Here is a 13,727-nt window from a genome sequence, read left to right as displayed (position 1 = left end):
TCATTGGCTCCAGCGGAGTTTAGCGCTCATGGCAAAGGGTAAGTTCGAACGCACCAAGCCGCACGTCAACGTCGGCACCATCGGCCACGTCGACCACGGCAAGACCACGCTGACGGCTGCCCTGACGAAGGTCGGCGCCGAGCGTTTCGGTGGTGAATTCAAGGATTACGGCTCGATCGACGCCGCTCCGGAAGAGAAGGCTCGTGGTATCACGATCTCGACCGCCCACGTCGAATACGAATCGCCGACCCGTCACTACGGTCACGTCGATTGCCCGGGGCATGCTGACTACGTCAAGAACATGATCACCGGTGCCGCCCAGATGGACGGCGCGATCCTCGTGTGCTCGGCCGCTGACGGCCCGATGCCGCAGACCCGCGAGCACATCCTGCTCTCGCGTCAGGTCGGCGTGCCGTACATCGTCGTGTTCCTGAACAAGGCCGACATGGTCGACGACGCCGAGCTCCTCGAGCTCGTCGAAATGGAAGTCCGCGAACTGCTGTCGAAGTACGAGTTCCCGGGCGACGACACCCCGATCATCTCGGGTTCGGCCCGCCTCGCCCTCGATGGCGACCAGTCCGACATCGGCGTGCCGGCGATCATCAAGCTCGTCGACGCACTCGACACCTGGATTCCGGAGCCGCAGCGCGAGATCGACAAGCCCTTCCTGCTCCCGGTCGAAGACGTGTTCTCGATCTCGGGTCGCGGTACGGTGCTCACCGGTCGCGTCGAGCGCGGCATCGTCAAGGTGGGTGATGCCGCCGAGGTCGTGGGTCTGCGCGATACGCAGAACACCACCGTGACGGGCGTCGAAATGTTCCGCAAGCTTCTCGACCAGGGTCAGGCAGGCGACAACGTCGGCGTGCTGGTCCGCGGCCTGAAGCGTGAAGACGTCGAGCGTGGCCAGGTGCTGGCCAAGCCGGGTTCGGTTACCCCGCACACGGACTTCGAAGGCGAGATCTACGTCCTGTCGAAGGACGAAGGCGGCCGTCACACCCCGTTCTTCAGCAACTACCGTCCGCAGTTCTACTTCCGTACCACGGACGTGACGGGCTCCATCAAGCTGCCGGAAGGCACCGAGATGGTGATGCCGGGCGACAACGTGAAGATCACGGTGCAGCTGGGCTTCCCGATCGCCATGGACGAAGGCCTGCGCTTCGCCATTCGCGAGGGTGGCCGCACCGTCGGCGCCGGCGTGGTGTCGAAGATCATCAAGTAATATCCCTGGTCGCCGGCCCGCAAGGGTCGGCTTCCGGTTTCAGGGCGGTATGGTCGTGTACCATCCGCCCTTGATTCACTCCGTTTCATTTGTACGCCAGTAGCTCAATTGGCAGAGCAGCGGTCTCCAAAACCGCAGGTTGGGGGTTCGAGTCCCTCCTGGCGTGCCACTTCCGAGCGCGCATGAACACGAAGGCACAAGAAGCAGCCAAGGGTATGGGCCCGGCCGATTTCGGCAAGCTGGCGCTTGCGCTGGTCGTGCTCGCCGCCGGCATCGTCGGTTTCTACTATTTCTCCGATAACCCCAGCGTGCCGTCGTTCGCACGTGTCGTGGGCGTTATCGTCGCCGTCGCCGCCGCCATGGCGATCGGTTCCTTCACGGCTCCGGGCCGTAAGCTGCGCGGCTTCATCGCCGAGTCGCAGTTCGAGTTGCGCAAGGTCGTCTGGCCGTCGCGCGACGAAACGCTGAAGACCACCGGCATCATCATCGTGGTCGTCATCATTCTTTCGCTGCTGATGGGGCTCATCGACTGGCTGTTGAAGTCGATCGTGCTCGATTGGCTGCTCAAGCTCGGACATTGAGGTAAGGCATGAGCAAACGTTGGTACGTCGTTCACGCCTATTCAGGTTTCGAACAGCAGGTTCGCAAGGCGCTCACGGAGCGCGTTGCGCGTGAGGGCATGGAAGAAAAGTTCGGTGAAATCCTGGTTCCGACCGAGGAAGTCATCGAAATGCGCGGCGGCCAGAAGCGTCGCAGCGAGCGCAAGTTCTTCCCGGGTTACGTTCTCGTCCAGATCGAGACCGATACCAGCGGCAAGACCCCGCGTATCGACGACGAGTGCTGGCATCTCGTCAAGGAAACCCCGAAGGTCATGGGTTTCATTGGTGGCACCGCCGATCGCCCCCATCCGATCCGCGACTCCGAGGCTGACAACATCCTCAGCCGCGTTCGCGAAGGCGTGGAGAAGCCCCGCCCGAAGGTCCTCTTCGAGCCGGGCGAAATGGTCCGGGTCACCGACGGTCCGTTCAACGACTTCAACGGCGTGGTCGAAGAGGTCAACTACGAGAAGAGCCGCCTGCGCGTGGCCGTGCTCATCTTCGGTCGCTCCACCCCGGTCGAGCTCGAGTTCGGTCAGGTCGAAAAGGCCTGATCCAGGGCCCACGGCACGGGCGTTGCTTAATTTTTGCTCAGTGCCTATAATTCTCGGTCCACGCTGGAGTTTTTACTCCGGCGTGGCCGTGTTTCAGGGGTTCGCAAGGGCGAATCCATCACCCCCAGGGATGGTCTACAGCGAGGAGCCGCAAGGCGCACGCACTCGCGAGGTTGAAGAGAAATGGCAAAGAAAGTCATTGGTTACATCAAGTTGCAGGTGAAGGCCGGTCAGGCCAATCCGTCGCCGCCCGTCGGTCCGGCCCTCGGTCAGCGCGGCCTGAACATCATGGAGTTCTGCAAGGCGTTCAATGCCGCCACGCAGAAGCTCGAGCCGGGTCTTCCGATCCCGGTCGTGATCACGGCCTACTCGGACCGTACTTTCACCTTCATCACGAAGACCCCGCCGGCCTCGATCCTTCTCAAGAAGATCACGGGCGTGGCCAAGGGCTCGCAGAAGCCGAACACCGACAAGGTGGGCAAGGTCACCCGCGCCCAGCTCGAGGAAATCGCGAAGCAGAAGGAGCCGGATCTCACGGCTGCCGATCTCGATGCCGCCGTGCGTACCATCGCCGGCAGCGCGCGTTCCATGGGTCTGGTGGTAGAGGGTTAAGACATGGCAAAGCTCACCAAGCGTATGAAGGCCGCTACGGCCGCCGTCCAGCCGGGCAAGACCTACGGTCTCGATGAAGCCATCAAGATCGTCAAGGACAACGCCAAGGCCAAGTTCGCCGAATCCGTGGACGTCGCCGTCCGCCTCGGCATCGATGCCAAGAAGTCCGACCAGGGCGTTCGTGGTTCCTCGCTCCTGCCGCACGGCACCGGCAAGACCATCAAGGTCGCCGTGTTCGTGCCGCCGGGTGAAAAGGCTGATGCAGCCCTTGCCGCCGGCGCCGATGCCGTCGGTATGGACGACCTCGCCGAGAAGATGCAGGCAGGCGACCTCGACTACGGTCGCGTCATCGCCACGCCGGACGCCATGCGCGTCGTCGGTAAGCTCGGCCAGGTGCTCGGTCCCCGCGGCCTGATGCCGAACCCGAAGGATGGCTCGGTCACCGCCGACGTCGCCACTGCCGTGAAGAACGCCAAGGCCGGTCAGGTCAAGTTCCGTAACGACAAGGGCGGCATCATCCACGCCACCATCGGCAAGGCCAGCTTCGACGCTGCCCAGCTCGCCGAAAACCTCAACGCGCTGCTCGGTGACCTGCTCAAGGCCAAGCCGGCGGCTGCCAAGGGTCAGTACATCCAGAAGGTGGCGCTGTCGAGCACCATGGGCGTTGGCGTGCCGGTCGATACCTCGACCGTGACCACCTCGGCCAAGTAAGAGTTAGGACGACCCTCGCCGGCTTGCCGGCGAGGGCGCGTTTTTGAGGGCGGCCATGGTTGAAATGCCGTGGCAGCCGTCAAAGACCGCAGGCGCGATCAGCGCACGATGGCGACGAGCACGGAGCTCGTGTTGGCAAGGACACGCCGTCGTCGGAAGCGGAGTCGCTTAATCGGATGCCTTGTCGGATCCGGCCTGCGTAGATGGTGCAGCCCCTTCTGGTATTCGTTTCGAATCTGGAAAGGCCACCACCCGGGACGTTCCCGTCCCCGACGTCATGGAGGATGTCGCCCAGGACCGCAAGCGGCAGGAGTCGCAAGCGGAGTTCAATTGGAGGAGTGCAATGGCTCTCAATCTGTCTCAGAAGCAAGAAGTAGTCGCCGAGCTGGCAGAAGTCGCCGCGAAGGCTCACTCCTTGGTCGCCGCCGAATACGCGGGCACCACGGTCTCTCAGATGACCGCGATGCGCAAGAAGGCCCGTGAATCGGGTGTGTTCCTCAAGGTTGTGAAGAACACGCTCGCCGCACGCGCCGTGGCTGGTACCGAGTTCGAGGTCGTCGCCGACGCCCTGACCGGTCCGCTGCTCTATGCGTTCTCGACTGAGGAACCGGGCGCCGCTGGCCGCCTGATCAAGGAATTCGCGAAGACCAACGACAAGCTCAAGCCGAAGGTCGTCTCCATCGAGGGCAAGCTGTTCGATGCCAAGCACGTCGACGTGCTGGCCTCGCTGCCGACCCGCGAAGAGGCCCTGGCCATGCTGGCCCGTGTCCTCGTCGAGCCGATCACGATGTTCGCCCGCGCGGTCAACGCCGTGGCGGAGAAGCAGGGTGGTGGCGAAGTTGCCGCCGAAGCCCCGGCTGAAGCCTGATCTCGCTGACTTATTTCATCGAAACCCATTTCAGAAGGTAAGAAACAATGTCCACCCTGACCACCGAACAGATCGTTGAAGCCATCAAGGCCAAGTCCCTGACGGAAATCATGGAACTGGTGAAGTCGATCGAAGACACCTTCGGCGTCTCCGCTGCTGCCCCGGTCGCCGTTGCCGCTGCCGGCCCGGCCGCTGCCGCTGCCGAAGAGCAGACCGAGTTCGACGTGATCCTGAAGTCCGCTGGCGACAAGAAGGTCGACGTGATCAAGGCCGTCCGCGCCATCACCGGCCTGGGCCTGAAGGAAGCCAAGGACCTCACCGAAGCCGGTGGCGTCGTGAAGGAAGCTGCTTCGAAGGAAGACGCTGCGAAGTTCAAGAAGGACCTCGAAGCTGCCGGCGCCACGGTCGAACTCAAGTAATTGGCGCCTTGCGCGCAACGAGTTTGATCTAGCGTCAAGCCGGGCCTGGGGGTGTAAACCCCCGGGCTTTGGCCGTTCCAAGGGCTGTATCCGTGTTCCATCCGTCGGAAATGGGACATCGCGATTCGAGAGCCGCCCGCATGGGGCTCCGCGGTTCGAATCCCGATCTCCGATTTTCGATTCACTAACTCTAAGGCCGGTGCGATCGAGCCGGCCATTGAACCGAGGCGGTAACCACCATGACCTACTCGTTTACCGAGAAGAAGCGCATCCGCAAGGATTTCGGCAAGCGCCCGCCCGTGCTGGGCGTGCCTAACCTGCTGACGATCCAGACCGACTCGTACAAGGAATTTCTGCAGGAGAACACCACCGCCAAGGCACGCGAGGAGAAGGGTCTCCACGCGGCGCTGAAGTCGGTGTTCCCGATTTCCAGCTACTCCGGCAACGCCGCCCTCGAATACGTCGACTATCGCCTCGGCGAGCCGGCCTTCGACGAGCGCGAGTGCCGCAACCGTGGCATGACCTTCGGTGCGCCGCTGCGCGCCACCGTGCGCCTGGTCATCTACGACAAGGACAGCCCGGCATCCAAGAAGGCCGTGAAGTACGTGAAGGAGCAGGAGGTCTACATGGGCGAGATTCCGCTCATGACCGATACCGGCACCTTCATCATCAACGGCACCGAGCGCGTCATCGTCTCGCAGCTGCACCGTTCGCCGGGCGTGTTCTTCGACCACGACCGTGGCAAGACCCACAGCTCGGGCAAGCTGCTGTTCTCGGCCCGCGTGATTCCTTACCGTGGCTCGTGGCTCGACTTCGAGTTCGACCCGAAGGATGCGCTGTTCACCCGTATCGATCGTCGCCGCAAGCTGCCGGTGACCGTGCTGCTGCGCGCGCTGGGCTACAACAACGAAGAAATGCTCGACATCTTCTTCGAGCACAACGTATTCCACCTCGGCAAGACCGGCAGCGTCACGCTCGACCTCGTCGCCGAGCGCCTGCGTGGTGAAACCCTGTCGTTCGACCTCGTGGCCGACGGCAAGGTGCTGGTCGAGGCCGGTAAGCGCATCACGGCGCGCCACGTCCGCCAGCTCGCCAGCGAGAAGATCACCTCGCTCGAAGTACCGGCCGACTACCCGGTGGGCCGCATCGTCGCGATCGACATGATCGACAAGGACACCGGCGAAGTCATCGCCGCGGCCAACGACGAACTCACCCTCGAGCACCTTGAGCACTTCCGCAAGGCAGGCATCGAGACGGTGCCGACGCTGTACGTGAACGATCTCGATCGTGGTGCGTACATCTCGAACACCCTGCGCATCGACAACACGCGTACGCAGCTCGAGGCCCTGGTCGAAATCTACCGGATGATGCGTCCGGGCGAGCCGCCGACCAAGGATGCCGCGCAGAACCTGTTCTTCAACCTGTTCTTCACCTTCGATCGTTACGATCTCTCGGCCGTGGGCCGCATGAAGTTCAACCGTCGCGTGGGCCGCAAGGACATCGTGGGTCCGGGCGTGCTGTACGACCACAAGTACTTCAGCGACCGCAAGGAAGAAGAATGCCAGCGCCTGCTCGGCGAGCTTGGCCAGACGTCGGACATCCTCGACGTGCTGCGCGTGCTCATCGACATCCGCAACGGTACCGGCACGGTCGACGATATCGACCACCTGGGTAACCGTCGCGTGCGTTCGGTCGGCGAAATGGCGGAAAACACCTTCCGCATCGGTCTCGTCCGCGTCGAGCGCGCGGTGCGCGAGCGCCTGTCGCTGGCCGAATCCGAGGGCCTGACCCCGCAGGAACTCATCAACGCCAAGCCGGTTGCGGCCGCGGTGAAGGAGTTCTTCGGTTCGTCGCAGCTCTCGCAGTTCATGGACCAGAACAACCCGCTGTCCGAAGTGACCCACAAGCGCCGCGTCTCGGCGCTCGGACCGGGCGGCCTCACCCGTGAGCGCGCCGGCTTCGAAGTGCGCGACGTCCACCCGACCCATTACGGTCGCGTCTGCACCATCGAAACGCCTGAAGGCCCGAACATCGGCCTGATCAACTCGCTCGCCGTGTACGCCCGCACCAACACCTACGGCTTCCTCGAGACGCCGTACCGCAAGGTCGAGAACGGCAAGGTGACCGACAAGGTCGATTACCTCTCCGCGATCGAAGAGGGCGACCACGTCATCGCGCAGGCGAACTCGCCGCTGTCGAAGGAAGGCAAGTTCCTCGAAGACTTCGTCTCCTGCCGTTTCCGCGGCGAGTCGGAGCTGCGTCCGTCGGCCGAGATCAACTACATGGACGTTTCGCCCATGCAGACGGTGTCGGTGGCAGCGGCGCTCGTGCCCTTCCTCGAGCACGATGACGCGAACCGCGCGCTCATGGGCGCGAACATGCAGCGCCAGGCCGTTCCGACCCTGCGCAGCCAGAAGCCGCTCGTCGGCACGGGCATCGAGCGCGCCGTGGCGCGTGACTCGGGCGTCACCGTGTCCGCCAAGCGTGGTGGCGTCATCGACCAGGTCGATGCGGCCCGTATCGTCGTGCGCGTCAACGAAGCCGAAGTGGGCGACGATGATGCCGGCGTCGATATCTACACGCTGACCAAGTACACCCGCTCCAACCAGAACACCAACCTCAACCAGCGTCCGCTGGTGAACGTGGGTGACGTGGTGGCCGTGGGCGACACGCTGGCCGACGGTTCGTCGACCGACCTGGGCGAGCTCGCGCTCGGCCAGAACATGCTTGTCGCGTTCATGCCGTGGAACGGCTACAACTTCGAAGACTCGATCCTCATCTCCGAGCGCGTCGTGCAGGAAGATCGTTACACCTCGATCCACATCGAGGAAATGACCTGCATCGCCCGTGACACGAAGCTGGGTGCCGAAGAAATCACCGCGGACATCCCGAACGTCGGCGAGCAGGCCCTGGCCCGTCTCGACGAGTCCGGCATCGTCTACATCGGTGCGGAAGTGAAGGCCGGCGACATCCTCGTGGGCAAGGTCACGCCGAAGGGCGAAAGCCAGCTCACGCCGGAAGAAAAGCTGCTTCGCGCCATCTTCGGCGAGAAGGCCTCGGACGTGAAGGACAGCTCGCTGCGCGTGCCCCCGGGCATGGACGGCAACGTCATCGACGTGCAGGTCTTCACCCGTGACGGCATCGAGAAGGACAAGCGTGCCAAGCAGATCGAAGAAACCGAACTGAAGCGCATCCGCAAGGATCTCGACGACCAGTTCCGCATCCTCGAGGGCGCCATCTACGCCCGTATGCGCGCACAGCTCAACGGCAAGACCGCGATGAGCGGTCCGGGTGGTCTCAAGCGTGGCACCGTCATCGACGACGCCTACCTCGATACCCTCAAGAAGGACGACTGGTTCAAGATCAACGTCAAGGAAGAGGAAGTCTCGGAGTTCCTGGAGCGCGCGGCCGAACAGGTCCGTCGCCACAAGGAAGCCTTCGACAAGCGCTTCAAGGAGAAGCAGGGCAAGATCACCCAGGGCGACGACCTCGCTCCGGGCGTGCTCAAGATGGTCAAGGTCTACCTCGCCGTGAAGCGCCGCATCCAGCCGGGCGACAAGATGGCAGGCCGCCACGGTAACAAGGGTGTGGTGTCCATGATCGTGCCGGTCGAGGACATGCCGTTCTCGGCGGACGGCCGTCCGGTCGACATCTGCCTGAACCCGCTGGGCGTGCCTTCGCGTATGAACATCGGCCAGATTCTCGAGGTTCACCTGGGCTGGGCCGCCAAGGGCCTGGGCCACAAGATCTCGGCCATGCTCGAGGCCAACGAGAAGCCGGCCAAGATGCGCGAGTTCCTCGACGAGGTGTACAACCACGGCAACGCCGGTGCAGAAGGTGCGGTCCGCCGCGTCGACCTGCCGTCGATGAGCGATGCCGAGATCATGAACCTCGCCGACAACCTGCGTGACGGCGTGCCGATGGCCACCCCGGTGTTCGACGGTGCCGAAGAGCACGAGATCAAGCACATGCTGAAGCTCGCCGGCCTGCCGGAATCCGGCCAGACCATCCTCTTCGACGGCCGTACCGGCGAGGCGTTCGATCGCCCGGTCACCGTTGGCTACATGCACATGCTGAAGCTGAACCACCTGGTCGACGACAAGATGCACGCGCGTTCGACCGGTCCGTACTCGCTCGTTACCCAGCAGCCGCTGGGCGGCAAGGCGCAGTTCGGCGGCCAGCGCTTCGGCGAAATGGAAGTCTGGGCACTCGAGGCTTACGGCGCGGCTTACACGCTGCAGGAAATGCTCACCGTCAAGTCCGACGACGTGCAGGGCCGTAACCAGATGTACAAGAACATTGTCGACGGCAACCACGAGATGGCGGCGGGCATGCCGGAATCCTTCAACGTGCTCGTGAAGGAAATCCGTTCGCTCGCTATCGACATCGAGCTGGAAGAGATCAACAAGTGATCGTCGCGGCTACCGGAGATTACGCATGAAAGACCTGCTCAATCTGTTCAACCAGCAGCGACAGACGCTGGACTTCGACGCGATCAAGATCGCCCTGGCTTCGCCGGAGCTGATCCGTTCGTGGTCGTACGGCGAAGTGAAGAAGCCGGAAACCATCAACTACCGCACGTTCAAGCCTGAGCGTGACGGTCTGTTCTGCGCGGCCATCTTTGGCCCGATCAAGGACTACGAGTGCCTGTGCGGCAAGTACAAGCGCATGAAGCACCGTGGCGTGGTCTGCGAGAAGTGCGGCACCGAGGTCACCCTGGCCAAGGTCCGTCGCGAGCGCATGGGCCACATCGAGCTGGCCAGTCCGACCGCGCACATCTGGTTCCTGAAGTCGCTGCCTTCGCGCATCGGCCTCATGCTGGACATGACGCTGCGTGACATCGAGCGCATCCTGTACTTCGAAGCCTTCGTCGTGATCGATCCGGGCCTGACCGCGCTCGAGCGCGGCCAGCTGCTCAGCGAAGACCAGTACCTGGAAGCCACCGAAGAGCACGGCGACGAGTTCGACGCCCGCATGGGTGCCGAGGCCGTCTACGAGCTGCTGAAGAGCCTCGACCTGCCGGGCGAAGTCATCCGCCTCAAGGAAGAAATCTCCTCGACCAACTCCGAGACCAAGCTCAAGCGCCTCACCAAGCGCGTGAAGCTGATCGAGGCGTTCCTCGAATCCGGCAACAAGCCGGAGTGGATGGTCATGACCGTGCTTCCGGTGCTCCCGCCGGATCTGCGCCCCCTCGTCCCGCTGGACGGTGGCCGCTTCGCCACGTCGGACCTCAACGACCTCTATCGTCGCGTCATCAACCGCAACAACCGCCTGAAGCGCCTGCTCGAACTCGCTGCGCCGGACATCATCGTCCGCAACGAGAAGCGCATGCTGCAGGAATCGGTCGATGCGCTGCTCGACAACGGCCGTCGCGGTCGTGCCATCACCGGCACGAACAAGCGCGCGCTGAAGTCGCTCGCCGACATGATCAAGGGCAAGCAGGGCCGCTTCCGCCAGAACCTGCTCGGCAAGCGCGTCGACTACTCGGGCCGTTCGGTCATCGTGGTCGGTCCGACGCTGCGCCTGCACCAGTGCGGCCTGCCGAAGAAGATGGCGCTTGAGCTGTTCAAGCCCTTCATCTTCGCCAAGCTCCAGGCCCGCGGCGAAGCCACCACGATCAAGGCCGCCAAGAAGCTCGTCGAGCGCGAAGAGCCGCAGGTGTGGGACATCCTCGAAGAGGTGATCCGCGAACATCCGGTCATGCTGAACCGTGCGCCCACGCTGCACCGTCTCGGCATCCAGGCGTTCGAGCCGGTGCTCATCGAAGGCAAGGCGATCCAGCTGCATCCGCTCGTCTGTACCGCATTCAACGCGGACTTCGACGGTGACCAGATGGCCGTGCACGTTCCGCTGTCGATCGAGGCGCAGCTTGAAGCCCGCGCCCTGATGATGTCGTCGAACAACATCCTGTCCCCCGCGAACGGCGAGCCGATCATCGTGCCGTCGCAGGACGTGGTGCTGGGTCTGTACTACATGACCCGTGAGCTGGTGGGCGCCAAGGGCGCCGGCATGGTCTTCGCCAACATCGGCGAAGTGCGTCGCGCCTACGACAACCGTGCGGTCGAACTGCATGCGAAGGTCAAGGTCCGCGTGCGCGTGTTCGAGCGCGACGAGAACGGCGACAACGTCGCCCGTACCCGCGTGGTCGACACCACGGTCGGTCGTTCGCTGCTGGCCGAGATCATCCCGGAAGGCCTGCCGTTCGCGCTGGTCAACACCGAGCTGACCAAGAAGAACATCTCGCGCCTGATCAACCAGACCTACCGTCTGCTGGGCCTGAAGGAATCGGTCGTCTTCGCCGACAAGCTGATGTACACCGGCTTCCGTTTCGCGACGCGCGCCGGTATCTCCATCGGCATCGACGACATGAAGATCCCGGCCGAGAAGAAGGGCATCCTCGAGGAAGCCGAGAAGGAAGTCGTCGAGATCCAGGAGCAGTACCAGTCGGGTCTGGTCACCGCCGGCGAGCGCTACAACAAGGTGGTCGACATCTGGTCGCGCACCAACGAACTGGTCGCCAAGGCGATGATCGACGGTATCGGTACCGAGAAGGTCGCCGATGCCGAAGGCAACCTGGTCAACCAGAAGTCGATGAACTCGCTGTACATCATGGCCGACTCGGGTGCGCGTGGTAGCGTGGCCCAGATTCGCCAGCTGGCAGGTATGCGCGGCCTCATGGCCCGCCCGGACGGCTCGATCATCGAGACGCCCATCAAGGCGAACTTCCGCGAAGGCCTGAACGTTCTCCAGTACTTCAACTCCACCCACGGTGCTCGTAAGGGCCTTGCGGATACGGCGCTGAAGACGGCGAACTCGGGTTACCTCACCCGTCGTCTCGTCGACGTGGCCCAGGACGTCGTCATCACCGGCCACGATTGCGGCACGGAAGACGGCGTCATGATGTCCCCGATCGTCGAAGGCGGTGACGTGGTCGAGCCGCTGCGCGAGCGCGTGCTGGGCCGTGTCGTGGTCGAAGACGTCTACGCCCCCGGCGACGACGACGAGCCCATCGTCACCCGCGACACGCTGCTCGACGAGTTCCTGGTCGACAAGCTCGACAAGGCTGGCGTGCAGCTGATCAAGGTGCGTTCGCCCATCACCTGCCGTGCCAGCCACGGCGTGTGCGCCCTTTGCTACGGCCGCGACCTTGCTCGCGGTCACCTGGTCAACATGGGCGAGGCCGTGGGTGTGGTCGCCGCTCAGTCGATCGGTGAGCCGGGCACGCAGCTGACGATGCGTACGTTCCATATCGGTGGTGCCGCGTCGCGAGCTGCTGCCGTGGACAACGTCACCGTCCGCACCACCGGCGCGCTGAAGTTCAACAACCTGAAGTCGGTCGAGCACTCGGCCGGTCACCTGGTGGCCGTGTCGCGTTCGGGCGAAGTCAGCGTCATCGACGCCAACGGTCGCGAGCGCGAGCGCTACAAGGTGCCTTACGGTGCCACCATCGCCGTCAAGGATGGCGACCCGGTCAAGGCTGGCCAGACCGTGGCCAACTGGGATCCGCATACCCACCCGATCGTCACGGAAGTGGCCGGTGTGGTCCGCTTCATCGACTTCATCGATGGCGTGACCGTGCAGTCGCAGACCGACGAGCTGACCGGCCTCGAGTCGGCGGTGGTGACCGATCCCAAGCGTCGTGGTACGGCCGCGAAGGACCTGCGCCCGATCGTCCGCCTGGAAGACAGCCGGGGCCGTGAGCTCAAGCTGCCGGGTACGGACATCGCTGCCCAGTACTTCCTGCCGGCCGGTGCGATCGTGTCGATCCAGAACGGTGCCGAAGTGGGCGTGGGTGACGTCGTCGCCCGTATCCCGCAGGAAACCTCGAAGACCCGCGACATCACGGGTGGTCTGCCCCGCGTGGCCGACCTGTTCGAAGCCCGCAAGCCCAAGGAGCCGGCGATCCTCGCCGAGCGCTCGGGCATCATCAGCTTCGGCAAGGACACCAAGGGCAAGCAGCGTCTCATCATCAAGGACGCGGATGGCAACGAGCACGAAGAGCTGATCCCGAAGTGGCGTCAGGTCATCGTGTTCGAAGGCGAGCACGTGGAGAAGGGCGAAACCGTCGTGGACGGCGAGCCGAATCCGCATGACATCCTGCGCCTGCTGGGTGTCGAGCCGCTGGCCTCCTACCTGGTCAAGGAAATCCAGGACGTCTACCGTCTCCAGGGCGTGAAGATCAACGACAAGCACATCGAAGCGATCATTCGCCAGATGCTCCGCAAGGTCGAGATCACGGAGGCGGGCGACAGCACCTACCTGCGCGGTGAGCAGGTCGAGCGCATCCGTATCAACGAAGAGAACGACCGTGCGGAGGCTCGTGGCGAGCGTCGCGCCGAGTTCGAATCGGTGCTGCTGGGCATCACCAAGGCCTCGCTGGCCACCGAGTCGTTCATCTCGGCGGCCTCGTTCCAGGAAACCACCCGCGTCCTCACCGAGGCAGCGGTCCGTGGCACCCGGGATACGTTGCGTGGCCTGAAGGAAAATGTTATTGTTGGGCGGCTAATCCCTGCGGGTACAGGTCTGGCTTACCACGCTGCGCGTCGTAACCAGAGCGGCCTGACGGCTTCGGAGCTCGAAACCCTCTCGGGTTCGGCGCCGGCTGTCACGTTCGCAGAAGCTCCCGCCGGGTCCAACGATAGCGCCGAGTGAGGCCCCGTACGGGCTTCGCCCGTACATACGAAATGAGGCGCACGGATGCGCCTCGTGTTCGGATTCAAGGACGATGGGTGCCGGCCGCTCCAAGCG

General features: G+C 63.5%; 9 protein-coding genes and 1 tRNA gene. All 10 read left to right on the top strand.

What is annotated here, in order from left to right; all coding sequences use genetic code 11:
• The first annotated feature begins 28 nt into the window (after positions 1-28).
• The 10 genes from tuf (at position 29) to rpoC (ending at position 13,631) form a co-directional block, all read left to right on the top strand.
• On the top strand, positions 29-1,219 hold the full coding sequence (gene tuf / locus KR767_RS02185; protein ID WP_166951174.1) for an elongation factor Tu: 1,191 nt from the start codon (positions 29-31) through the stop codon (positions 1,217-1,219).
• A gap of 93 nt (positions 1,220-1,312) precedes the next feature.
• Positions 1,313-1,388, top strand: a tRNA-Trp gene (locus KR767_RS02180).
• Positions 1,389-1,401: 13 nt separating this feature from the next.
• Positions 1,402-1,800: a preprotein translocase subunit SecE gene (secE, locus tag KR767_RS02175; protein WP_166951176.1), complete on the top strand. Its 399-nt coding sequence runs from the start codon at positions 1,402-1,404 to the stop codon at positions 1,798-1,800.
• Between the two features lie 8 nt (positions 1,801-1,808).
• Complete coding sequence (nusG, locus tag KR767_RS02170) at positions 1,809-2,369, top strand: transcription termination/antitermination protein NusG (protein WP_166951179.1); 561 nt, start codon at positions 1,809-1,811, stop codon at positions 2,367-2,369.
• Positions 2,370-2,552: 183 nt separating this feature from the next.
• Positions 2,553-2,981, top strand: coding sequence for a 50S ribosomal protein L11 (gene rplK / locus KR767_RS02165; protein ID WP_045829444.1), 429 nt, complete (start codon positions 2,553-2,555; stop codon positions 2,979-2,981).
• 3 nt (positions 2,982-2,984) lie between these two features.
• Positions 2,985-3,692, top strand: coding sequence for a 50S ribosomal protein L1 (rplA, locus tag KR767_RS02160; RefSeq protein WP_166951181.1), 708 nt, complete (start codon positions 2,985-2,987; stop codon positions 3,690-3,692).
• A 343-nt stretch (positions 3,693-4,035) separates the two neighbouring features.
• The gene (gene rplJ, locus KR767_RS02155; RefSeq protein ID WP_166951183.1) at positions 4,036-4,560 is read left to right on the top strand and encodes a 50S ribosomal protein L10; all 525 of its coding nucleotides are present in this window, start codon (positions 4,036-4,038) and stop codon (positions 4,558-4,560) included.
• A 47-nt stretch (positions 4,561-4,607) separates the two neighbouring features.
• A complete protein-coding gene (gene rplL, locus KR767_RS02150) occupies positions 4,608-4,979 on the top strand; it encodes a 50S ribosomal protein L7/L12 (RefSeq protein WP_144917075.1) in 372 nt (123 codons plus the stop codon).
• Positions 4,980-5,218: 239 nt separating this feature from the next.
• Entirely contained in the window at positions 5,219-9,391 is a 4,173-nt protein-coding gene (rpoB, locus tag KR767_RS02145; protein WP_166951184.1) for a DNA-directed RNA polymerase subunit beta, read from the top strand.
• 25 nt (positions 9,392-9,416) lie between these two features.
• The gene (gene rpoC, locus KR767_RS02140; RefSeq protein ID WP_166951186.1) at positions 9,417-13,631 is read left to right on the top strand and encodes a DNA-directed RNA polymerase subunit beta'; all 4,215 of its coding nucleotides are present in this window, start codon (positions 9,417-9,419) and stop codon (positions 13,629-13,631) included.
• Positions 13,632-13,727 lie beyond the last annotated feature (96 nt).

Origin of the sequence: Luteibacter anthropi (genome assembly GCF_023699965.1) — a bacterium.
GTDB classification, from domain to species: Bacteria; Pseudomonadota; Gammaproteobacteria; order Xanthomonadales; family Rhodanobacteraceae; genus Luteibacter; species Luteibacter anthropi.
This window is presented reverse-complemented; position numbering and strand designations above follow the sequence as displayed.